Source organism: Streptomyces kronopolitis, from assembly GCF_014646275.1.
Classification (GTDB): Bacteria; Actinomycetota; Actinomycetes; order Streptomycetales; family Streptomycetaceae; genus Streptomyces; species Streptomyces kronopolitis.
Window position 1 is genome coordinate 212,271 of sequence record NZ_BMND01000006.1, and the last position, 22,089, is coordinate 234,359.

At 71.1% G+C, this 22,089-nt stretch carries 17 protein-coding genes and 1 pseudogene; 9 read left to right on the top strand and 9 right to left on the bottom strand.

The window, feature by feature from the left end:
- Positions 1-457: 457 nt before the first annotated feature.
- Positions 458-1,477, bottom strand: coding sequence for a glycosyltransferase (locus IEY78_RS10275; RefSeq protein WP_189097324.1), 1,020 nt, complete (start codon positions 1,475-1,477; stop codon positions 458-460).
- Positions 1,477-1,896 (bottom strand): annotated as a pseudogene (locus IEY78_RS10280) (aminoacyl--tRNA ligase-related protein); the annotation flags it as partial. The pseudogene IEY78_RS10280 and the gene IEY78_RS10275, both read right to left, overlap by 1 nt.
- Positions 1,897-1,957: 61 nt before the next feature.
- Here IEY78_RS10280 and IEY78_RS10285 point away from each other — a divergent pair.
- Positions 1,958-2,713 carry a tyrosine-type recombinase/integrase gene (locus tag IEY78_RS10285; RefSeq protein WP_229699829.1) on the top strand — a complete coding sequence of 252 codons (756 nt, stop codon included), beginning with the start codon at positions 1,958-1,960 and terminating at the stop codon, positions 2,711-2,713.
- A 227-nt stretch (positions 2,714-2,940) separates the two neighbouring features.
- Here IEY78_RS10285 and IEY78_RS10290 read toward each other — a convergent pair whose 3' ends face one another.
- The 3 genes from IEY78_RS10290 to IEY78_RS10300 form a co-directional block, all read right to left on the bottom strand.
- On the bottom strand, positions 2,941-3,522 hold the full coding sequence (locus tag IEY78_RS10290; RefSeq protein ID WP_189097325.1) for a Uma2 family endonuclease: 582 nt from the start codon (positions 3,520-3,522) through the stop codon (positions 2,941-2,943).
- A gap of 256 nt (positions 3,523-3,778) precedes the next feature.
- Positions 3,779-4,537, bottom strand: a complete 759-nt coding sequence (locus IEY78_RS10295; RefSeq protein WP_229699830.1) for a carbonic anhydrase — start codon at positions 4,535-4,537, stop codon at positions 3,779-3,781.
- Between the two features lie 181 nt (positions 4,538-4,718).
- The gene (locus IEY78_RS10300) at positions 4,719-5,465 is read right to left on the bottom strand and encodes a PIG-L deacetylase family protein (protein ID WP_189097326.1); all 747 of its coding nucleotides are present in this window, start codon (positions 5,463-5,465) and stop codon (positions 4,719-4,721) included.
- Positions 5,466-5,800: 335 nt separating this feature from the next.
- Here IEY78_RS10300 and IEY78_RS10305 point away from each other — a divergent pair, with 335 nt between their 5' ends.
- The 6 genes from IEY78_RS10305 to IEY78_RS10330 all read left to right on the top strand — a co-directional run bounded on the left by IEY78_RS10305 (position 5,801) and on the right by IEY78_RS10330 (position 12,950).
- Positions 5,801-6,553, top strand: coding sequence for a GntR family transcriptional regulator (locus tag IEY78_RS10305; protein ID WP_189097327.1), 753 nt, complete (start codon positions 5,801-5,803; stop codon positions 6,551-6,553).
- A gap of 199 nt (positions 6,554-6,752) precedes the next feature.
- Entirely contained in the window at positions 6,753-8,501 is a 1,749-nt protein-coding gene (locus tag IEY78_RS10310) for an APC family permease (RefSeq protein ID WP_229699831.1), read from the top strand.
- A 246-nt stretch (positions 8,502-8,747) separates the two neighbouring features.
- Positions 8,748-8,927 (top strand): SPOR domain-containing protein, encoded by a 180-nt coding sequence (locus IEY78_RS10315; RefSeq protein ID WP_189097328.1) that lies wholly within the window; start codon positions 8,748-8,750, stop codon positions 8,925-8,927.
- A gap of 51 nt (positions 8,928-8,978) precedes the next feature.
- Positions 8,979-9,410: a (deoxy)nucleoside triphosphate pyrophosphohydrolase gene (locus IEY78_RS10320; protein ID WP_189097329.1), complete on the top strand. Its 432-nt coding sequence runs from the start codon at positions 8,979-8,981 to the stop codon at positions 9,408-9,410.
- A 243-nt stretch (positions 9,411-9,653) separates the two neighbouring features.
- The gene (locus IEY78_RS10325) at positions 9,654-10,115 is read left to right on the top strand and encodes an ATP-binding protein (protein ID WP_189097389.1); all 462 of its coding nucleotides are present in this window, start codon (positions 9,654-9,656) and stop codon (positions 10,113-10,115) included.
- 171 nt (positions 10,116-10,286) lie between these two features.
- Positions 10,287-12,950, top strand: a complete 2,664-nt coding sequence (locus tag IEY78_RS10330; protein WP_229699845.1) for a SpoIIE family protein phosphatase — start codon at positions 10,287-10,289, stop codon at positions 12,948-12,950.
- A gap of 48 nt (positions 12,951-12,998) precedes the next feature.
- Here the strand turns inward: IEY78_RS10330 and IEY78_RS10335 are convergent, their stop codons facing one another.
- From IEY78_RS10335 to IEY78_RS10350, 4 genes are all read right to left on the bottom strand, one after another.
- Complete coding sequence (locus IEY78_RS10335; RefSeq protein ID WP_189097330.1) at positions 12,999-13,796, bottom strand: succinate dehydrogenase/fumarate reductase iron-sulfur subunit; 798 nt, start codon at positions 13,794-13,796, stop codon at positions 12,999-13,001.
- Positions 13,793-15,778, bottom strand: coding sequence for a fumarate reductase/succinate dehydrogenase flavoprotein subunit (locus IEY78_RS10340; protein WP_189097331.1), 1,986 nt, complete (start codon positions 15,776-15,778; stop codon positions 13,793-13,795). The genes IEY78_RS10335 and IEY78_RS10340 overlap by 4 nt, the downstream gene beginning before the upstream one ends.
- Positions 15,779-15,852: 74 nt before the next feature.
- Positions 15,853-16,680: a succinate dehydrogenase subunit SdhC gene (gene sdhC / locus IEY78_RS10345; protein WP_189097332.1), complete on the bottom strand. Its 828-nt coding sequence runs from the start codon at positions 16,678-16,680 to the stop codon at positions 15,853-15,855.
- Between the two features lie 108 nt (positions 16,681-16,788).
- The gene (locus tag IEY78_RS10350) at positions 16,789-17,088 is read right to left on the bottom strand and encodes an Rv0250c family protein (RefSeq protein WP_189097333.1); all 300 of its coding nucleotides are present in this window, start codon (positions 17,086-17,088) and stop codon (positions 16,789-16,791) included.
- Between the two features lie 408 nt (positions 17,089-17,496).
- On the opposite strand from IEY78_RS10350, the gene IEY78_RS10355 reads away from it, so the two are divergent.
- Both IEY78_RS10355 and typA read left to right on the top strand, forming a co-directional pair.
- Complete coding sequence (locus tag IEY78_RS10355; protein WP_189097391.1) at positions 17,497-19,872, top strand: ABC transporter family substrate-binding protein; 2,376 nt, start codon at positions 17,497-17,499, stop codon at positions 19,870-19,872.
- A gap of 197 nt (positions 19,873-20,069) precedes the next feature.
- Positions 20,070-21,974 (top strand): translational GTPase TypA, encoded by a 1,905-nt coding sequence (gene typA / locus IEY78_RS10360; RefSeq protein WP_189097334.1) that lies wholly within the window; start codon positions 20,070-20,072, stop codon positions 21,972-21,974.
- Positions 21,975-22,089: the final 115 nt, after the last annotated feature.

Sequence of the window (22,089 nt, forward strand, 5' to 3'; positions counted from 1 at the left end):
GCGTCGAGTATTGCTCCGTATTCGTCGATGCTGCCGACTGGTTGGACACAGGAGACGTTGACGAAGGAGGTCAGAAACCCGTCACACAGCTCTCCGGAGGCGGTGCGTTGGCCGGTGAATCGCACCACGGGTTGAGGGATGAAACCGCGGCGGTAGGTCTCTAAGCGGCCTTCCTTGAGGAGCGGGTCGAGGGCCTGGACAGCCGAAATGGTCAGTTCCGTCTCCCGCCCCCAACGCAGGGGCAGGCAGGCGTCCCGCTTGATTCCTTGAGCAGCGAAGCCCTCTTTGAGCGCTCCGAGCAGCTCTGCCCACGAAGGGGGACGACGGGGCGGGCAGTATGGGGACCCGCGATGAGGGTGCTGGATCTCTAAGAAGTCCCCGTTGAGGGAGAACTCCCAATGAACTCCCAACGCTTGGCGCAGTAGTCCGGGTAGCTGCTCACTCACTGCCCCGTCGATCACGGCCGGGCCGCCATCCCCTTAAAGTGCCGCGCGGGGTCGAACCGTAGCTGGCCGATCTCCTGCACCTGTCGGTGGTTGAGGGCCTCGGCTTGTTCGACTGCCTCAGCGAGTTCGACCGCTGCCTTCTCGTCGTCCACTTCGGGATCGAGGACGGCGATTGACCCGGTCTGGTCGCACAGGGCGGCCTCGGCGCACGTTCCCCTGCGCCAGGTCAGCGCCGCCATGGGGGTGCCGGCCCGCAGGGACTCGCCGAACACTGCGGCTCCGGCCTCCACGTAGGTGCGCGCGTACGTGTAGACGAACACGGATGCGTCACGGAGAGCGGCGGTCTTGGCGGGGCCGCCAAGCTCGCCCACCAGCTCGACGTGATCGGCGGTGAAGAGCTTCTCGTGTCGGCGTACGTAGTCCTCGTCGAAAACAGGCCCCACGACGCGTATCCGGCGGCCGAGTATCTGTGCTGCTCTCAGAGCTAGATGCGGGGCCTTCTCCTCATCTATTCGGCCAAGCCACACCAGGTCACGCCCGCCAACCGAGGGCGGCTCCTCCTCGTTGAGCCCGAGGTGGACGGCGAGTTCCGGTATCGGCTGGTGAGCTGCGTACCGCTCGATCATCTCGGGCGAGTAGCAGTACAGCCGCGACCGCCTACCGTCGAACGCCGTCTCAGTGTGCTGAAAGATCGGCGAGTGCTGGAATGTCGCCACGTCGCAATCGAGCTCGCTCCACGTGCGTGTCCAAGCGGCGAGTGAGGGGTACCCGTGGCCGACCACCAGGAGGTCGTATCCCGCGCTGCGCAGGTCACGCTCTGCTTGAGATCCTGGCGTGACGTCCTCAAGACGGACTGGCTTGCGGACCCATTCGGCTTCCAGGTCCGTGAGCCAGCCCGGCCCGAGGAGATGCACGTCGGCGCCTGCGGCACGGGCGCCTACTGCGACCGCCCAAAGCCATCGTTCGATCCCGCCGTATCCGGCTGGGGGAAAAGCGTAGCTACCAGGAAAGTCGCAGACGCCGACGAGCACTATGCCTCCGGGGTTCCGTCCGCCGAGATACGGCGGAAGCCGAGGTAAGGGACGAGTGATTCAGGCAGGACAATCGAGCCGTCCTGTTGCTGGCCCTGTTCGAGCACCGCGGCCAGGGTGCGGCCGATCGGAAGACCCGAGCCGTTGAGCGTGGCCACCAGCTTGGGCTTGCCGTCCGCGCCACGGGTGCGGATGTTCGCGCGGCGCGCCTGGAAGGTGCCGAAGTTCGAGACGGACGAGATCTCGCGGTAGGTGTTCTGGCTGGGCAGCCACACCTCAAGGTCGTACGTGAGTTGGGCGGAGAAGCCGGTGTCGCCAGCGGCAAGGGTGACCACGCGGTACGCGAGACCGAGCTCCTTCAGACACGCCTCGGCGTGGCCGATCATCTTCTCCAGCTCAGCGTCGGCATCCTCGGGGTCGCAGCACATCTTCTGGTCCGCCAAGGAAGAGACGATCATCCAGGAGGACCCGACCAAGGATGTGAAGAACGCCCCCGCCAGCCATGCGGTCGACGAGGACGAGATTCCCACCCTCCCCGAGGTTCGCCTCCTGCACGAGCACATGTCGCCGCAGTACAAGCTGACCGTCTGGCTCCAGGCCGGGGCTGGCCTGCGGGTCAGCGAGGCCCTCGCCTTCCACGCCGGATGCCTCCGCGACGACGTCATCCGCGTGCGCTGGCAGATCAGCTCGAAGGCCCATCGCGAGGACTGCAAGACCCGCCTCGTGCCGCTCAAGCACCGCGAAGAGGGCGAGTACCGCGACGTGCCGGCCGCGCCGTTCGTCTGCGAGGAGATCGACGCCCACGTGGAGCAGTGGGAACCGATCCCGCTAACCTTCCGGAACGCGGCGGGGAAGACGCGGCAGGTCGAGGTGTACTTCGCGCCCCGCGAGCGCGGGAAGGGCATCATGCCCACTGCCAACACGTACAGCTACCACTTCAGGAAGGCGTGCAAGGCGGCCGGGCTGGTCGACGCCGAAGGCAAGCCGAAGTACCACCCGCACAGCCTTCGCCACTTCTTCGCCTCGACCGCACTGGCCGCAGGCATCCCGATCCACGAGGTCTCGCGTTGGCTCGGCCACAAGTCGATCAAGACCACCGTCGACATTTACGGACACCTCGTTCCCGAGGCATGGGACCGGTGCCGCGCGATCATGCAGAAGGCCATGGGCCCGGTCCCCGTCGAGGTCCAGAGCGACGCCTCGGAGGAGCCCTCCGAGTACGGTCCGGCAGCCTGACGTGCTGGATGTGCTGGTTAAGTTCTGACCGTACTGGATCTGTGCTGGATGCGACCTTCGCAGAGTGCGTTTCCGCAGGTGACAGCTCTGCACTACGGATTCCGGTTCAACGTGTAAGCGCCCCATCGCCGCACGCTAGCTGGTTTCACCAGACCTACGGGTCAGAAGGGGTCGGGTTCAAGTGAGCCCGACCCCTTCTGCCTTCCGTGCCGACTTGGTGCTGACTTTCAGCTGCTGCGGGGCGGCGTCAGCTTGTCGAGGTCCAGGTTGATCTCGAAGGGCGCCGGGCGCTGGAGGGTGCCCCGGAAGATCCCGGCGGGCGCGTATGCGCCGGTGGGTTCGTCGAGTTCGTAGACGTGGACGACGGGTTCCCCGTCCTCGTCCTCGATGCACCAGTAGTGCGGGATGCCGGCCTCCGCGTACTTGCGGAGTTTTACTGTGCGATCGCGGTGCGCAGACTCGGGCGATACGGCCTCGACGACGAGTTTCACGTTCTCCGGGGCGTACCAGGTCCGGTCGGGGTCGTAGGGCAGATCTGTCAGCAGGAGGTCCGGCTCGGGACGGTTGCGGGCATCGAGGCGGATCGTCATCTCGCGCTCGACCTCGAGGTCTGCTGGCGCCTGCGCCATGAGCGCGGTGGTCAGGGCGGTGACGAGGCGGCCGTGCCAGGACCGCTGGGGCGACATCATGAAGACGAGGGCTCCGTCGATGAGCTCGGTGTGGCGGGGTGCCTCGGGGAGGCGGTCGAGATCCTCCGCGAACCAGCCTTCCGCGCGGGGCGGGCGCATCCAGTCGGGCAGTGCGGTCATGGCTTCACGGTAGCGGGCCGCGGCTCAAGCTGGAGAGTCAACGATCCCGGTCCGGGAGTTTTCGGAACCCGTCGCACCATAACCGCCCACACGCCTGGCATCCGGCCATGAGTGACTCATCGGTCCAGGTCGCCGCGGTGGTCACCGCCGTGGCGGCTCTCGTCTTCTCGACGACGGCCGCGTTGTGGGCCCTTGCCTGAAAACCGGCGCCCGTGCGGGAGTTGCCGCCGTCGCACAGCCCCGCCCGCCGCGACGATCAGGAAGGCGCCCCCGACAAGACCTCGACCTTGCCGGTGTCGAGGGAGTAGTAGGCGCCGATGACGGCGAGGGTGCCTTTTTTGACGAGGGGGGAGAGGTCCTGGTTGGTGCGTAGGGCGGCGGCGGTGAGGGTGACCTGGTTGCGGGCCATGGTGTCGACGGGGTCGGCGGCGCCGCCCTGGCGGACCGTTTCTTCGTATGCGGGGCGCAGGGCCCTGGCGATCGCTTCCAGGTTGCCGGGCAGCGGCTTGCCGTCGCGCAGGGAGTTGTACGAGGCCTCGACGGCGCCGCAGCGCTGGTGGCCGAGGACGACGATGAGCGGGGTGCCGCTGGTCATGGGGCCGTACTCGACGGAACCGGTGACCACCGGGCCGACCGCCTCGCCGCCCGTGCGCATGACGTAGAGGTCGCCGAGCCCGGTGTCGAAGAGGAGCTCCGGCGGCACCCGGGAGTCGATGCACGAGAGGACCGAGCCGAAGGGCTGCTGCTTCTCGGCCACGAACTCGCGGCGGCTCGGGTCCCGGTCGGGGTGCTGGAGGTTGCCGCTCACCCAGCGCTGGTTGCCGGCCATCAGCCGTGCGAAGGCCGCGGCGGGGGTGGTCGGCCGGGCCTGCGGCGAAGCGGCCCGGCCTTGTGGCGACGCGCCGGCCGGCAGCGGGGCGGCACGCTTCGACGAACAGCCCGTGAGGGCGGCCGTGGCGACGACGAGGCCCCCGGCGAGCATGGCCCTGCGGTCCGGGTGTGCGGCTGAGTCCATCGGTCGTTCCCCTCGGTCGGCTGAGACGGGTGCGTGGGTCGTGGCCAGGGGGATTGTTCAGCGCGAGGCGGGCACTCGGGGGGAGGCGCCAGCGGACGCGGTCCGGTGTGCCACCGACGGCCCACAGAACCGGCCCGGTCGGCGCATCGGGTGCGGGGAGCGGCGCCGCCCCGCACCCGCGTCAGCGGGGGAAGACCTGGAAGAGCGTGGCCGGGTGGCCCCGGTAGCGCTCGCCGCCGTTGCGCAGCATCTGCTCGATGAAGGTCCGGGCGTAGGTGTGCGGGTCCTGGCCGGCGCCGCGCAGGCCCTTGATGTAGGTGGCGTGGGCCGCCAGAGAAGCGACCGCGCGGTCGATGCCGGGGCCGACCTCGGCGGCGTGGGTGGGGTGCGGGGAGCCCGCCACGGCCACCCAGCGGACGCCGTTCCAGGGCGCCAGGCCCTTCGCCGCGGTCAGGTCGCGGAAGATCCAGCGGTTGCCGGCGTCGCCTGCCGCGTCGAGGACCGCGCGGCCGACCACCCGGTGGTCGGGGGTGTTCCAGCGGCCGCCGCCCCAGGTGTCGTGGTGGTTGAGGGTCACCAGCAGCTCGGGGCGGTGGCGGCGGATGGCCGCGGACAGATCGCGGCGCAGCGTCCGGCCGGGCTCGATGACGCCGTCGTGGTGGTGGTCGAGGAACTCGACGGTGTGCACGCCGACGAGTGCCGCGCCGGCCCGCTGCTCCTCCTCGCGGACCGCGGCGCTCTCCGCCGGCGCGAGCCCGTCGATACCGGCCTCACCACGGGTGACCAGGAGGTAGCTGACCTCGCGCCCGGCGGCGGTCCATTCGGCGATGGCGGCCGCGGCGCCGTATTCGAGGTCGTCGGGGTGGGCGACGACGGCGAGTGCGCGCTGCCAGTCCTTGGGCATGGGGGAGAGGTGTTCGGCGGGCATGGGGTCCCTTCCTTTCCCGTCCGGGTGGCGCCGCCCGCCTTGGGGTGCGCCGGATTCTCCGTACGCCGTTGTCGCCGGCGTTCTCCGGTCGCGTCCCGGGTGCGCGGGTGGCCCCGCTTCGATCGTGACACGCCTGGGAGACGGCTACCGGGTGGGTGGGGAGAAGGGGAGGGGTGGCGCGGGGTGGGCCGGGCGGCGGCGCCGGCCCCCGATCTCGGGTTTTACACGGGCTGAGCTGGGATTCATCACATCAGGCGAATATCTGGCCCAAGCTTGCGGTCGGCGACAGGCGGTTGCCACGCTGTTGCTGACTGTCAAGCTGTTGGGAGGGGCATGTGCCTTTCGGTGAGCAGCCCGCGTACCTCCGAGTCGCCGGCGACCTGCGCCAGAAAATCGTCGACGGCTTACTGCCGCCGCACACCCGTCTCCCTTCCCAGGCGCGTATCCGCGAGGAGTACGGCGTCTCGGACACCGTCGCGCTGGAGGCCAGGAAGGTCCTGATGGCCGAGGGGCTGGTCGAGGGCCGCTCGGGGTCGGGTACCTATGTGCGCGAGCAGCCCGTGCCGCGCCGCATCGCCCGCGTCGGCTTCCACTCGTCGGGCGGCTGCACGCCGTTCCGGCAGGAGCAGACGGACGAGCGGGTGCGGGGCACCTGGGAGTCCAGCAGCGAGCAGGAGGCGGCCGGACCGGCCGTCGCCGGCCGGCTGCGGATCGAGCAGGGGGCCAAGGTGATGCGGACGCGCTATGTCTTCCGGGCCGAGGGGGAGCCGGCCATGCTCTCGACGTCCTGGGAGCCCCTGGAGGTGACCGGGCGGACGCCGGTGATGCTGCCGGAGGAGGGGCCGCTGGCGGGGCGCGGGGTGGTCGAGCGGATGGCGGCCATCGACGTCGTGGTGGACAACGTCGTCGAGGAGGTCGGTGCCCGGCCGGCGCTGGCCGAGGAGGCCATGACGCTGGGCGGAGTGCCGGGGCATGCGGTGCTGGTCGTGTCGCGGACGTATTTCGCGGGCGGCCGGCCGGTCGAGACGGCCGATGTGGTCACCCTCGCCGACCGCCACCGGGTGACCTACCACCTGCCGGTGAAGTAGCCGCGGAGACGCTCCCGTCCCTCCTGTGCGCGTGCGCGAGACGCCAAGTGTTCGCCTGCGGTTCTCGGCCAGGGGACCGTTTTGGGCTGGTTTGTGCGCAAAATTTGGCCGAAACCTTGTGTTGGATAAGTCACAGACCCTCAACTGGGCGGCTTTTTTTGGCAGCTGTGGGAAGCCGACGCCTCGATTCGCTCTTACGATGGCGAAGTTTGTGCACGGCACGGGGGAAGACCAGGAGACCAAGCACGTGAGCACGACGAAGAACCCGAGCGCGGAGCAGGGCTCGCACTCGAATTACCGTCGGTCCCTCGGGACCATCGCCCTGACCGCCACTGGTCTCGGGTCCATCATCGGCTCCGGCTGGCTCTTCGGAGCCGAACGGGCCGCCGCCATCGCCGGCCCGGCCGCGATCCTCGCCTGGGTCATCGGTGCGCTCGTCGCGCTCACCATCGCCCTCACGTACAGCGAGCTGGGCGCGATGTTCCCGAAGGCCGGCGGCATGGTCCGCTACGGCCAGTACTCCCACGGCTCGCTCGCCGGCTACCTCGCGGCCTGGGCGAACTGGATCGCGATCGTCTCGGTGATCCCGGGTGAGGCCACCGCCTCCGTCCAGTACATGAGCTCCTGGGACTTCGGCTGGACGCACGCGCTCTACGACGGCAAGGAGCTGACCGGCACCGGCGTCGGGCTGGCCAGCATCCTGCTGATCTTCTACTTCTTCCTCAACTGGTTCGCGATCTCGCTGTTCGCCAAGACGAACACCGCGATCACGGTCTTCAAGGTCGTCGTCCCGGCGCTGACCGCGACCGCGCTGATGATGGCGCACTTCGACACCGGCAACATCGTCCACCACGGCGGCTTCACGCCCAACGGCTGGAGCTCGGTCTTCACCGCCGTCGCCGTCTCGGGCATCGTCTGGGCCTACAACGGCTTCCAGTCCCCGCTGAACCTCGCCGGTGAGGCCCGCAACCCCGGCAAGTCGCTGCCGAAGGCCGTCGTCTGGTCGATCCTGATCGCCCTGGTCATCTATGTCGCGCTGCAGATCGCGTTCCTGATGGCGGTGCCCGGTGACAAGCTGACCGCCGGCGGCGGCTGGGCCTCCCTCGGCTTCAACTCGCCGCTCGCCGACCTCGCCGTGGCCTGGGGCCTGAACTGGCTGGCGCTGCTGCTGTACGCGGACGCCTTCGTCTCGCCGTCCGGCACGGGCATGATCTACGCGGCCACCACCTCGCGCATGATCCACGGTGTGCAGGAGAACGGTCACCTGCCCGGCATCTTCGGCAAGGTGGACAAGAAGACCGGTGTGCCGCGTCCGGCGCTGGTGCTCAACCTCGTGATCGCCTTCCTCTTCCTCGCGGTCTTCCGCGGCTGGGGCTCGCTGGCCGAGATCGTCTCGGTGGCCACGGTCATCTCGTACATCACCGGGCCGGTCGCGGTGATGTCGCTGCGCCGGATCTCGCCGAACCTCACGCGCCCGGTCAAGCTGCGCGCGATGCCGATCGTCGCGCCGATCGCCATGATCTTCGGCTCGCTGGTGCTCTACTGGGGCCGCTGGCCGCTGACCGGCAAGGTCATCCTGATCATGGCCGTCGGACTGCCGGTCTGGGCCTGGTACGAGATCGGCAAGCCGCTGACCCAGGGCCGTAAGCCGTGGGCCGAGCTGCGCCCGCATCTCAAGGCCGGTGCCTGGATGGTGGCGTACCTGCTGGTCATGGCCGCGGTGTCGTACCTGGGCGGCAAGGAGTTCGGCGGCAAGGGCTACCTTCCGCAGGGCTGGGACATCGTCCTGGTCGCCGCGATCGGCCTGGCCTTCTACTACTGGGGCGTGCGCAGCTCCTGGCGCAACCCCTCGCTGCTCACGGTCGAGGCCGAGCTCCGCGCCGAGGAGGAGGCCGCCGCGAAGGAGGCCGCCGAGACCGACGGCGCCAAGGCGTCCGTCGGGTCCTGAATCCGCCCGCGCCGTCCGCGCGACAGCTGTCCGCCCGCCCGAGCGCATCGGGCCACCAGCCGGCCATCCGCAGGCCGTCTCCGGTACACCGGAGGCCCGCGGGTGGCCGGTTCGGTATCTCTTTGTGAAAAGCCATATCCGCTGAGTGAAGGTCGGGCGTAGGCTCGGGCATATGCGGATTGCGATTTCGGCATCAGCGGACCAGGGGCGCGCAAGGGAGCGCCACGCGGCGGACGGAGGGGCGCAATGACCGACGGCGGAGCGGTGCTCCCCTGGCTCGTCATCCGCCAGGACGAAGGCGGCAACCGCTATCGCGTGGGCCGCTATGCCACCCGAGCGGAGGCGGAGCGGGTGGCCGACCGGCTTGGCACACGCGGCCACCAGCAGCTTTACGTGGTCGAGAAGGCCGATCGGGCGGCCACCTGAGAGCTCGCGAGCGGCAGGCGGGACGGGGGCGGGGGACGTAGGCTGCCGCGCATGACGACCGTGCGCGTAGTGGTGGGCGGAGCGGTGTGCGAGCGCGGGCGGCTGCTGGCCGCCCGGCGCAGCGCGCCGCCCGCGCTGGCCGGCCGCTGGGAGCTGCCCGGCGGCAAGGTGGAGGACGACGAAACCCCCGAGCGGGCGCTGGAGCGTGAGCTGCGCGAGGAGCTGGGGGTCGAGGCCGCGGTCCTGGACCGGATTCCGGGGGAGTGGGTGCTGCGGCCCGGCTATGTCCTGCAGGTGTGGACGGCCCGGCTGGTGTCCGGGGTGCCGCAGCCCCTGGAGGACCACGACGAGCTGCGCTGGCTGCGGCCCGGCGAGGAGAGCCAGGTCGACTGGCTGGATCAGGACCGCCCCGCGGTCGCCGAGGTGATGCGCAGACTGGCTGCGAAGAACGGGGTGCCGCCCGCCGCCCCGGCGCGCCCGTAGTGCCCCGCCGTCGGGCCCTGGCCGCCCCCGCACCGCCCGTCCGGCCCGCCGCGCGCACCCGTGCGCCCCGGGCCGCTCCCGCGCCTGTGGCAGCCCTTCTCGGCGCCCCGGCCGAGTGCGCCGATATGTTTCATTTACGGCACAGTGCACCGCCGCATGCGGTACTTCGCGCGGGATATCGGGTATGTCCTGAATGACCCCTTCCATCCGTGGAATGTGACGGGGGAGTCATCGGGCTGGGATGTGATCGGCGTGAGCGAGAGCGCAGCGGCAGAGGTCCCGGAGCCGGTCTCCGGCAATGCCCGCAGGCGCGGCAAGGCCACCGGTTCCCCCACCGCCGAATGGAGCTTCCCCGCCGATCCCGGTGCCGTGCGCACCGCCCGCACCGTGGTCCGCCGGGTGCTGGACGACTGGGGATTGAACGGCGCCGCCGACATGGCCGTACTACTCGTGAGCGAGCTCGTCACCAACTCGCTGCGCCATGCCAGCGGGCCGATCGGGGTCCGCATGGTGCTGCTGACCACCGGCGGGCTGCTCGTCGAGGTCTCCGATCCGCTGCCCGACCCGCCGCGGGAGCGCGACGCCGCGCCCGACGACGAGGGGGGCCGAGGATTGCAGCTGGTCGCGTGCAGTTCGCGGCGCTGGGGGACCCGGCGTGGAAAGAGTGGCAAGACTGTGTGGTTCGAGCTGTCGGTGGCTGGTTAGGAGACAGATGAAGTCCTGATCGTTGCCATTTCATCGACATTCTGTCGATGGCCTGCGATCGAGACTGTGCTGTGATCGTGAAGACCGTGTTCCGGATTGCCGAGGTGCTGGATACTCAGGCGGGTCCGGTCCGGGCACGATGAGCTGGAGGGGACGGGGCTCGTGAGCGAGATGTCATCTGGCGGGGAAGAACCCGCACAGAGCGGGGGTCAGGGCGGTGCGGACCGCCCGGGGGACCCGGCCGGCCGCCCGCGCGCGGGCGAGCCGGCGGGCGCGCCCGTATGGCAGAGCAGCCGGCCCGGATCGATCTACGACTACATCCGCGTGGCCTCCTTCTCGCTCGGTCCCGACGGCCGGATCGACCAGTGGAGCGAGCGGGCCGCGCAGATGCTCGGCATCCCCGCCCGCTACGCCCTCGGCAAGGACCCCGTGGAGGCCTTCGTCCCCGGCGAGTTGCGCGACACCGGCCACCGCAAGGTGTCCGAGATACTCGACGGCCGGGAGTGGACCGGCCTGGTGCCCTACCGCAGGGAAGCGGACGGCGCGACCGACGGACTCGCCGAGATCTATGTGATGCCCTCGCGCAACGAGGACGGTGAGCGTGCTGCGGTCTGCCTGGTCGTCGACGTCCGGGCGCTGCGCGGCATCGAGACCGATCTCGCCGCCTCGCAGGCCGTTTTCGGTCAATCTCCCATCGGCTTCACCCTGTTCGGCACGGACCTGAAGCTGCTGCGGGTCAACGAACGCTTCGCCACCGTCTTCGGCGGCCCGGCCAGCAAGTACCGCGGCTGCGGCCCGCACGACTTCCTGCCGCGCACCGAGGCCGAGCGGATGACCGCCGCCCTGCGCCGCGTCCTGGACACCGGCGAGCCGGTCGCCGAGATGCAACTGATCGGCCTGCCGGGCGGCGAGGGCGACCGCCGCCGCTGGTCGGTGTCGCTCTACCGGCTGCACGGCGCCAGCGGCCGGCCGATCGGCGTCGCGGCGCTCGCCGCCGACGTGACCGGCCGGCGCCGTGCCGAGCGGGAGGCCGCCAACGCCCGCCGCAACCTCGCGCTGCTCAACGAGGCCGGCGCCCGGATAGGCAACTCCCTCGACCTGGAGACCACCGCCCGCACCCTCCTGGACGTCGCCGTCCCGCAGTTCTGCGACCTGGCCTCGGTGGACCTCTACCAGGGGCTGCTGGCCGGCGACGAGGCCCCGCCCGGCATGAGCGACGGCAGCGCGGAGCTGCGCCGGGTCGCCTTCGCCAGCGCCGTCTCGGACGCCCCGCTCGCCACCGCTCCCGGCGCCACCCCGGGCCCGGTCGCGGTCGGCGCCGTCCACCGCTACCCCTTCAACTCCCCCTGCGCGGGCGCCCTGCGGACCGGCCACGCGCAGATCATCCCGGGCCGGGAGAGCGACGACGGGGGGCCGGAGTTCGGCGCGGTGGTGCAGTCCACCCTCGCCGTTCCGATGGTCGCCCGGGACACCGTCGTCGGGCTGGTGCAGTTCTCCCGCACCAAGGGCAGCGAGCCGTTCGGCGAGCGGGACACCGCGCTCGCCGTGGAGCTGGCCGCGCGCGCCGCCGTCTGCATCGACAACGCCCGCCTCTACCGCCGCGAGCACGAGCGCGCGCTGATATTGCAGCGCAGCCTGCTGCCGCCCGGCGACCCCGAGGCGGCCGGCCTGGACATCGCCTGCCGCTATCTGCCCGGCACCACCGCGACCGAGGTCGGCGGCGACTGGTTCGACGTCATCGAACTCCCCGGCCACCGCACCGCGCTGGTGGTCGGCGACGTGATGGGCCGCGGACTGCGCGCCGCGGTCGCCATGGGGGAGCTGCGCACCGCCGTGCGGACCCTGGCGCTGCTGGACCTGGAGCCCGCCGAGGTGCTCTCGGCGCTGGACGAGATCGCCCGCGGGCTCGGCGGCGACGGCGAGGGCCGGTCCACCGCCCGTGGCGCCCGCGGCCGGTCCGGGGCCCCGGAGGGCGCCGAGCCGGGGCGCTCGGCGCGGACCGCCGATCTCTCCGAGGTCTACCTCGCCACCTGCGTCTACGCCGTCTACGACCCGATCACCCGGCGCTGCACGTTCGCCAACGCCGGGCATCTGCCGCCGGTGCTGGTCGAGGACGGCGAGGACGCGCTGCTGCTCGACGTGCCCCCGGGGATGCCGCTCGGCGTGGGCGGCGAGCCGTTCGAGGAGATCGAGGTCGAGCTGCCGGACGGCGCGCTGCTGGCGCTCTACACCGACGGCCTGGTGGAGTCCCGCGACCATCCGCTGGACGAGGGGCTGCAGGCCTTCCGCCGGGCCCTGTCGGGCGCCGACCGTCCGCTGGAGGACGCCTGCGACCACGTGCTGAGCGCGATGGACACCTCGCACGGCGAGGACGACATCGCGCTGCTGATGGCACGGGTGCAGGGGCTGCCCAAGGACGCGGTGGGCGACTGGAATCTGGCGCCGGAGCCCCGCTCGGTGGCCCGCGCCCGCGAGCTGGCCCGCGACCAGCTCACGGACTGGGGCCTGCAGGGCCTCGTCGACACCACCGAGCTGCTGGTCAGCGAGCTGGTGACGAACGCACTGCGGCACGGCCACGGCGAGATCCGGCTGCGGCTGCTGCTGGACCGCACCCTGGTCTGCGAGGTCTGGGACGCCGATCTGGCCCAGCCGCGCCGGCGCCGGGCCCGGGACACCGACGAGGGCGGCCGCGGGCTGCAGCTGGTCGGCCTGCTCAGCGAGGGCTGGGGCAGCCGGCGCACCCCGCGCGGCAAGACGGTGTGGTTCGAACTCGCGCTGCCCGACGGGGAGTCGCCCGCGGTGGACCCGGCGGAAGCGCTGCTGAGCATGTTCTGAGGGGACGGGGCGGGACCGGGGCGGTGCGCCCGGGTCCCGCCCCGCCGCTCACTCGCCGCGGCGCCGGATCTTGTTGCCGAGCCAGACCAGCGGGTCGTACTTGCGGTCCGCGGCCCGCTCCTTGAGCGGGATCAGCGCATTGTCGGTGATCTTGATGTGCTCGGGGCAGACCTCGGTGCAGCACTTGGTGATGTTGCAGTAGCCCAGCCCGTGCTCGTCCTGCGCGGTGGCCTTGCGGTCCAGGCCCGAGGCCGGTGCCGCGTCCAGCGGGTGCATGTCGAGCTCGGCGATGCGCATCAGGAAGCGCGGACCGGCGAACGCGGTCTTGTTCTCCTCGTGGTCACGCACCACATGGCAGGTGTCCTGGCACAGGAAGCACTCGATGCACTTGCGGAACTCCTGGGACCGTCCCACGTCCTCCTGCTGCATGCGGTACTCGCCGGGGGCCAGCTCCGCGGGCGGCACGAACGCCGGGATCTCCCGGGCCTTGGTGTAGTTGAAGGACACGTCCGTGACCAGGTCGCGGACGACCGGGAAGGCCCGCATCGGCGTGATCGTGAGGGTCTCCGCGCGGTCGAAGACCGACATCCGGGTCATGCACATCAGCCGCGGCCGGCCGTTGATCTCCGCGCTGCACGAACCGCACTTGCCCGCCTTGCAGTTCCAGCGCACCGCGAGATCGGGGGCCTGGGTCGCCTGGAGGCGGTGGATGATGTCGAGCACCACCTCGCCCTCGTGCACCTCGACCGTGTAGTCCGCCAGGTCGCCGTCGTGCTCGTCGCCCCGCCACACCCGGAAGTGCGCCTGGTAGGCCCCCGACTTCTGCTCTTCCTGCGACACGCTCACCGGCTCAGCTCCTCGTCCGTCAGATACTTCGCCAGCTCGTCCTTCTCGAACAACTCCAGCAGATCGCGGCGGATCGGCGGGGTCTCGCGCCGGGAGAGCCGGATCTGGCCCAGCGCCGGGTCCGCGGTGCGCGCCTCGCCCTGCGGGTGGGCGACCTCGCAGACCAGGTTGATGTTGCGCCAGCCGCGGTCCATCGCCGGATGGTCGTCGCGGGTGTGGCCGCCGCGGCTCTCCTCGCGCTCCAGCGCCGCCCGCGCCACGCACTCGCTGACCAGCAGCATGTTCCGCAGGTCGAGGGAGAGGTGCCAGCCGGGGTTGTACTGCCGGTGGCCCTCGACGCCGGCCCGGCGGGCCCGCACCCGCAGATCGGCCAGCCGCTTGAGCGCCTCGAACATCTCGCTCTCCTTGCGGATGATGCCGACCAGGTCGTTCATCGCCTGCTGGAGCTCCTGGTGCAGGGTGTACGGGTTCTCCGCCGGGCCCGTCTCCCGGCCGGCGTCCTCCCCGCGGCCCTCGCCGGCGTCCTGCCCGCCCTCGGCGCTGAAGGGGCGCAGCGCCTCCGCCTCCGCCGCGTCGATCTGGAGCGGGTCGACGGCCGGCCGCCGGTCGAGCGAGGCCGCGTACTCGGCGGCGTGCAGCCCCGCGCGGCGGCCGAAGACCAGCAGGTCGGACAGCGAGTTGCCGCCCAGGCGGTTGGAGCCGTGCATGCCGCCGGCCACCTCGCCGGCCGCGAACAGCCCGGGGACGCCGGTCGCCGCCGCGGTGTCCGGGTCGACCTCCACCCCGCCCATCACGTAGTGGCAGGTCGGGCCGACCTCCATCGGCTCGACGGTGATGTCCACATCCGCCAGCTCCTTGAACTGGTGGTGCATCGAGGGCAGCCGGCGCTCGATGACCTCGGCCGGCATCCGGGTGGAGACGTCCAGGTAGACGCCGCCGTGCGGGGAGCCGCGGCCCGCCTTGACCTCGGCGTTGATGGCGCGGGCGACCTCGTCGCGGGGGAGGAGTTCGGGCGGGCGGCGGTGGCGTTCGGGATCCTCGTACCAGCCGTCGCCCTCCTCCTCGGTCTCCGCGTACTTCTCCTTGAAGACGTCCGGGATGTAGTCGAACATGAAGCGCTTGCCGTCGCTGTTGCGCAGCACCCCGCCGTCGCCGCGGACCGACTCGGTGACGAGGATGCCCTTGACCGACGGCGGCCAGACCATGCCGGTGGGGTGGAACTGCACGAACTCCATGTTGATCAGCGGCGCCCCGGCCAGCAGCGCCAGCGCGTGGCCGTCACCGGTGTACTCCCAGGAGTTGGAGGTCACCTTGAACGACTTGCCGATGCCGCCGGTGGCCAGCACGACCGCCGGGGCCTCCAGGACGAAGAAGCGGCCGGACTCCCGCTCGTAGCAGAAGGCGCCGGCGACCTTCCCGGAGCCCGCGCCCGGGCCGCCCGGCTCCTTGAGGATCCGGGTGACCGTGCACTCCTGGAAGACCTTCAACCGTGCGTCGTACGCGCCCAGTTCCCGCTCGTCCTCCTGCTGGAGCGCCACGATCTTCTGCTGGAGGGTGCGGATCAGCTCCAGGCCCGTACGGTCGCCGACGTGCGCCAGCCGCGGGTACTCGTGGCCGCCGAAGTTCCGCTGGGAGATCCGGCCGTCCGCGGTGCGGTCGAAGAGCGCGCCCCAGGTCTCCAGCTCCCAGACCCGGTCCGGGGCCTCCCGGGCGTGGAGTTCGGCCATCCGCCAGTGGTTGAGGAACTTGCCGCCGCGCATGGTGTCCCGGAAGTGGACCTGCCAGTTGTCGTGCGCGTTGGCGTTCCCCATGCTGGCGGCGATCCCGCCCTCGGCCATCACCGTATGGGCCTTGCCGAACAGGGACTTGCAGATCACGGCCGTGCGCATGCCGGCCTCGCGGGCCTCGATGGCGGCGCGCAGTCCGGCGCCGCCCGCGCCCACCACGACCACGTCCCATGCCTGCCGGTCCACATGCGCCATCGCGGGGCACACCTTTCCGTAGATGAACTGTCAAAGGAGTTGCTGTTGCGCAAGGAGAAGGAGAGGGGCGCGCGTCAGAAGAAGCGCGGATCGGTGATCGCGCCGCTGGCCAGCAGGAAGACATAGAAGTCCGCGGCGGCCACGCTGATCAGCGAGGACCACGCCAGCAGCATGTGGCGCGCGTTGAGCTTGCCGACCCAGCCCCACAGCCGGTAGCGCACCGGGTGCTGGGAGAAGTGCCGCAGCCGGCCGCCGACGATGTGCCGGCAGGAGTGGCAGGAGAGGGTGTACGCCCAGATCAGCACGATGTTGGCGAGGAAGATCAGGGTGCCCAGGCCCATGTGGCCCCAGGCGTAGTTCTCGTCGCGGAAGGTCAGCGCGGTGTCGTAGGTCAGCACGCCGGCGACCAGCACCGCGAAGTAGAAGAAGTAGCGGTGGATGTTCTGCAGGATCAGCGGGAAGCGGGTCTCACCGGTGTACTTCTTGTGCGGCTCGGCGACCGCGCAGGCCGGCGGCGACGCCCAGAAACCGCGGTAGTAGGCCTTGCGGTAGTAGTAGCAGGTCAGCCGGAAGCCCAGCGGGAAGATCAGGATGAGCAGCGCGGGGGACAGGCCCCACCAGCTGCCGAACAGCTCCCAGTTGGGGCCGCCGCGCATGGTGTGGCAGTTCTCCGCCAGGCACGGCGAGTAGAACGGCGAGACATAGGGCGCGTGGTAGTAGTCGGCGTTCGCGAACGCCCGCCAGGTCGAGTAGACGATGAACGCGAGCAGCCCGGCGGCGGTGCAGGCCGGGGCCAGCCACCAGCGGTCGGTGCGCAGATGGCGGGCGGGGATGGCGGCGCGCGAGGCGGAGTGCACACCGGTCGCGCCGGTCTGCGAGGTGGGTTCGGTGCCAGTGGCCAACGTCGGTCTCCGTGAAGGGCGCTCCGTCCGGGCGGCGAATCGAGGCGCGCGGCCGGGGCGGGGCGGGACGGGATGAGGGGCGGACGGCGGTGCTCGTGCCACGGCCGCTCAGGGCGCGTGGCCGTTCCTGGAGCCCAGGCCCTCGTCCTCCGCGTCGGTCCACAGCGCGGAGTTGTAGGGGGCGTCGGAGATCGACACCATCTCGACGGTGGCCGCCACCTGGCGCCGCGGCCCGCCGGCCGCCGCGCTCTGCTTGAGCAGGCCGAGACTCTCGCGCAGATGGTCCGTGTCGCTGCGGACCCGGCGGATGTCCAGGCCGGCGCCGAGTTGCGCCTCCAGCTTCCCCACCGACCGGGCGAGATGGTCCAGGCTGCGTTCAACCGCCGTCAGATCATCCTTAAGGGACATATGACGTGCCCTCACTTCTGAAGGTGTGGTGGGCGATCTCATGCGCCCGAGAGTGTCGCGCGTCACAGTAGGGGTTGGGAAGGGGGTGTGCGTGATTACGACTCGAACCGGTGCGTTTCGGCAACGGCGCACCCCGGCACCCCTCGAACGCCGATACGGACACGGGCGCGCCGCGCGCCGCCGGGGTCTGCCGGGGTGAGGTCCCCGTGACCCCGCCGGGGCCCGGGATGTTGGGCCGGGCGGGTGGCCTTGGGGTGGTGGCCGTCGTGTCGGGCGGCCGGTCCGGGCGCGGTCGCCTTCAGTGGGGGTGCCATAGATGTGATGAGCCGCAAACTCGGCCGAACGTGGTGCGCCGGTCAGGCCCAGGCGGTGCTCGGCGCGGCGCGGGTGAGCCCGGAGGTAACCGTCATGACCGACCACGACCACCCCCTCTCAGGCCGCCGCGCGGCGGACCGCAGACGCCGTTGCGCCGCGCTCATCGCGGCGGGGGCGCTGCTCCCGCTGCCGGCCCTGACCGGATGCAGCAGCGATGAACGGGAGGCGTCGGTCTCGGCGTCCCAGGACATCGCCCCGGCGCCGCGCGGCGAGCTGAAGGACGGCGGCACCCTGCGCTGGGCCATCGACGCGATGCCCGGCACCCTCAACGCCTTCCAGTCCGACGCCGACACGACCACCGCGCGGATCGCCGGCGCGGTGCTGCCCAGCATGTTCACCCTCGACGCGAACGGCCGGCCGCAGCGCAACGCCGACTACCTCGACGCCGCGGACGTCAGCGCCCGCGACCCCAAGCAGGTCGTCACCTACAAGATCAATCCCAAGGCGCGGTGGAGCGACGGATCGGCGATCACCGCCGCCGACTTCATCGCCCAGTGGAACGCGCTGCGCGGCAAGAACAACGCGTTCTGGACCGCCCGCAACGCCGGCTACGACCGGATCGGCAAGGTCGAACAGGGCGCGGGCGCCCACGAGGTGAAGGTCACCTTCGCCCGGCCCTACGCCGACTGGCGGTCCCTGTTCACCCCGCTCTATCCCAAGAGCGTGATGGGCAACGCCGACGCCTTCAACGAGGGCGCGCGCGAGCAACTCAAGGTCGTCGCGGGCCCGTTCCGGGTCCAGAAGCGGGACACCGAGGAGGGGCGCGTCACCCTCGTCCGCAACCCGGAGTGGTGGGGCGACCGCGCCAAGCTCAAGAAGATCGTGCTGGAGTCGCTGCCCGGTGACAAGCGGGCCGCGGCGCTGGCCGACGGGAGCGTCGATGTCGCCGCGGTCGACCAGATCGCCGCGAAGCGGGTCGCCTCCGCCCGGCGCGCGGCCTCCGGCGCCCCGTCCCACAAGCCCGGCGACGGCAACGCGGGACCGCTGGGCGACGGCGCCAAGGCAGACGCCAAGGGCGTCGCCGCGCAGGACACGGTGCTGCGCGGCTACACCGTCCGCAAGGCGCTGGAGCCCGCCTACACCCAGCTCGCCCTCAACGGCAGCAGCGGGCCGCTGGCCGATGACCGGGTGCGCCGGGCGGTGGCCCGCGCCCTCGACCGGCAGGTGCTCGCGGACACCGTCCTCAAGCCGCTCGACCTGCCCTCCCGGCCGCTCGGCAGCCACCTGCTGATGGCCGGGCAGACCGGCTACGAGGACCACAGCGACGCCCTCGGCGGCCAGGACACCGGGGCGGCCAAGGCGCTGCTCGCGGACGCCGGCTGGAAGAGCGACGGCAGCGACCGGCAGCAGGCCGGCCAGAACGCGGGCGCCCCCGCACCCGGCTCCGACGACCGCTACGACGGCGACCCGTACGGGGACGAGTCCGCGGGCGACGGGGCCGACGACCGGGGCGGGTACGACGACGGCGCCGACGACCGCAACCCGGCGCGGTCCGGCCGCGGCCGCACGGCCGTGGGCGAGCACGGCGCGGACGCCCGGCCCGCCGCCGCCGAGGCCCCGCTGTCCTTCACCGGCGCGGTCGGCTCGGAGGTCCAGCAGTCCGCCCTGCTGCGGCAGAGCGCCTCGTTCTACAAGCAGGCGGCCGCCGGTGAGAAGCGGGCGGCGGACGGCGACACCGAGTCGGCGGCGTACGCCAAGTACCGGAGCTACAAGAAGCGCGCGGCGCGGGCACTGGGCGCCGCCGAGATGATCGAGACCGGCCAGGCCCCGCACCTGCCGGGTTCCGGCGGGCACCCCGGCGCCCGGCACGCCGCCGCCGAGCGGTCCGCGGCCGCCGCACCGCAGCCGGCCGGTGACCGGCCGGCCCGGGCCGCCGCCGTCAAGAAGAACGGCAGGCCGCTGACCCTGCGCTTCGTGGTGCCCGACGGCGCCGCCTCCGCGCAACTGCGGACCGTCGGCCGGCGGATCTCCGAGATGCTCGCCAAGATCGGCGTGCAGACCTCCGTCCAGCGGGTCTCCGACGCCAGCTACTTCCAGGACCACATCGCCTCCGGCGACTACGACCTGGCGCTGTACTCCTGGCCCGGCACCGCCTACCCGGCGACCGACGCCCGCCCGATCTACGCCAAGCCGCAGCCCGCGCCCGACGGCTCGCTGACCGTCGAGCAGAACTACACCCGGGTCGGCACCGACCACATCGACCAGCTCTTCGACCAGGCCTCCTCCGAGCTGGACGAGGGCTCGGCGCGCACCCTGGTCGCGCAGGCCGACGCCCGGATCTGGGCGGCCGCCGGGTCGATTCCGCTCTACCAGCGGCCCGAGCTGGTGGCCACGAAGAAGACGCTCGCCAACGTCGGCGCCTTCGGCTTCGCCACCCCCCGCTTCCAGGACATCGGCTACACGAGGTAAGGGACCCCAGGAGGTCTCACCGGAGCCCCAAAAGGGAAGGAAAACGCAGGCCAGAGCTGGTATGGACGGGCTGCGGCGGCCGGTGCCGCCGCAGCCACGTACCATGGGGTGAGGCCGTGGCGTGCTGAGATGCCCGGCGGGCGCGCGTACCGGATGGACGCGTCGCCATCCACGATTCCGGGAGAAGCGCCGCCAGTATGCCCACCCGTCACGACATTCGTAACGTAGCCATCGTCGCCCACGTCGACCACGGAAAGACCACCCTCGTCGACGGCATGCTCAAGCAGGCCGGTTCGTTCGCCGAGCACGCCGCCGAGAAGCTCGACGACCGGATGATGGACTCCAACGACCTGGAGCGTGAGAAGGGCATCACGATCCTCGCCAAGAACACGGCGGTGAAGTATCACCCCAAGGACGGCGGGGACCCGATCACGATCAACATCATCGACACCCCCGGCCACGCCGACTTCGGTGGCGAGGTCGAGCGCGGTCTGTCGATGGTCGACGCGGTCGTCCTGCTGGTCGACGCCTCCGAGGGTCCGCTGCCGCAGACCCGCTTCGTGCTCCGCAAGGCCCTCGCGGCCCGGATGCCGGTCATCCTGTGCATCAACAAGACCGACCGTCCCGACTCCCGGATCGACGAGGTCGTCAACGAGACCTACGACCTGTTCCTGGACCTGGACGCGGACGAGGACCAGATCGAGTTCCCGATCGTCTACGCCTGCGCCCGCGACGGCGTCGCCTCGCTGACCAAGCCCGAGGACGGCACGGTCCCGAACGACAGCACCAACCTGGAGCCGTTCTTCTCCACGCTGCTGGAGCACGTCCCGGCCCCCGAGTACGACGAGAGCGCTCCGCTGCAGGCGCACGTCACCAACCTCGACGCGGACAACTTCCTCGGCCGTATCGCGCTGCTCCGGGTCGAGCAGGGCGAGCTGCAGAAGGGGCAGACCGTCGCCTGGATCAAGCGCGACGGCACCACCACCAGCGTCCGCATCACCGAGCTGATGATGACCGAGGCGCTCACCCGCAAGCCCGCCGAGAAGGCCGGCCCCGGTGACATCTGCGCGGTCGCGGGTATCCCCGACATCATGATCGGCGAGACCCTGGCCGACCCGGAGAACCCGATCGCGCTGCCGCTGATCACGGTCGACGAGCCCGCGATCTCGATGACCATCGGCACCAACACCTCCCCGCTGGTCGGCCGCGGCGGCACCGGCAAGGGCGCGGACGCCAAGTCCGCGGTCAAGGACCGCAAGGTCACCGCCCGCCAGGTCAAGGACCGCCTGGAGCGCGAGCTGATCGGTAACGTCTCGCTGCGCGTGCTGGACACCGAGCGCCCCGACGCCTGGGAGGTGCAGGGCCGCGGTGAGCTGGCGCTGGCCATCCTGGTCGAGCAGATGCGCCGCGAGGGCTTCGAGATGACCATCGGCAAGCCGCAGGTGGTCACCAAGCAGGTCGACGGCAAGACCTACGAGCCGATCGAGCGCATCACCATCGACGTGCCCGAGGAGCACATGGGCGCCGTCACCCAGCTCATGGGCACCCGCAAGGGCCGGATGGACAACATGTCCAACCACGGCTCCGGCTGGGTCCGCATGGAGTTCATCGTCCCGTCCCGCGGTCTGATCGGTTTCCGTACCGAGTTCCTGACCAACACCCGCGGCACCGGTATCGCGCACTCCATCCACGAGGGCCACGAGCCGTGGTTCGGCGAGCTGAAGACCCGCAACAACGGCTCGCTGGTCGCCGACCGCGCCGGTGCCGTCACCGCCTTCGCGATGACCAACCTCCAGGAGCGCGGGGTGCTCTTCACCGACCCCGGCACCGAGGTGTACGAGGGCATGATCGTCGGCGAGAACTCCCGCGCCGACGACATGGACGTCAACATCACCAAGGAGAAGAAGCTCACCAACATGCGCTCCTCCTCCGCCGACTCCTTCGAGGCGATCGTCCCGCCGCGCAAGCTCTCCCTGGAGCAGTCCCTGGAGTTCTGCCGCGACGACGAGTGCGTCGAGGTCACCCCGGAGGCCGTGCGCATCCGCAAGGTCGTCCTGGACCAGAAGGAGCGCGGCCGCACGGCTTCCCGCGCGAAGCGCTGACGGACCGCGCCAGGCGCTGACGCCTGCCGCCGGGTAACGCCGGCCGCCGGGACTCCGGCACGACATGAAGGGGCGCCCCTCCGCGTGAGGGGCGCCCCTTAGTCGTTCCCGGGGC

What these genes read in the sequence shown, in the direction of transcription:
- IEY78_RS10310 (WP_229699831.1), top strand. Translation starts at nt 6,753, where the DNA reads ATGGCGAAGTTTGTGCACGGCACGGGGGAAGACCAGGAGACCAAGCAC.
- IEY78_RS10300 (WP_189097326.1), bottom strand. Translation starts at nt 5,465, where the DNA reads ATGCCCGCCGAACACCTCTCCCCCATGCCCAAGGACTGGCAGCGCGCA.
- IEY78_RS10350 (WP_189097333.1), bottom strand. Translation starts at nt 17,088, where the DNA reads ATGTCCCTTAAGGATGATCTGACGGCGGTTGAACGCAGCCTGGACCAT.
- IEY78_RS10330 (WP_229699845.1), top strand. Translation starts at nt 10,287, where the DNA reads ATGTCATCTGGCGGGGAAGAACCCGCACAGAGCGGGGGTCAGGGCGGT.
- IEY78_RS10355 (WP_189097391.1), top strand. Translation starts at nt 17,497, where the DNA reads ATGACCGACCACGACCACCCCCTCTCAGGCCGCCGCGCGGCGGACCGC.
- IEY78_RS10340 (WP_189097331.1), bottom strand. Translation starts at nt 15,778, where the DNA reads ATGGCGCATGTGGACCGGCAGGCATGGGACGTGGTCGTGGTGGGCGCG.
- IEY78_RS10320 (WP_189097329.1), top strand. Translation starts at nt 8,979, where the DNA reads ATGACGACCGTGCGCGTAGTGGTGGGCGGAGCGGTGTGCGAGCGCGGG.
- typA (WP_189097334.1), top strand. Translation starts at nt 20,070, where the DNA reads ATGCCCACCCGTCACGACATTCGTAACGTAGCCATCGTCGCCCACGTC.
- IEY78_RS10290 (WP_189097325.1), bottom strand. Translation starts at nt 3,522, where the DNA reads ATGACCGCACTGCCCGACTGGATGCGCCCGCCCCGCGCGGAAGGCTGG.
- IEY78_RS10295 (WP_229699830.1), bottom strand. Translation starts at nt 4,537, where the DNA reads ATGGACTCAGCCGCACACCCGGACCGCAGGGCCATGCTCGCCGGGGGC.
- IEY78_RS10315 (WP_189097328.1), top strand. Translation starts at nt 8,748, where the DNA reads ATGACCGACGGCGGAGCGGTGCTCCCCTGGCTCGTCATCCGCCAGGAC.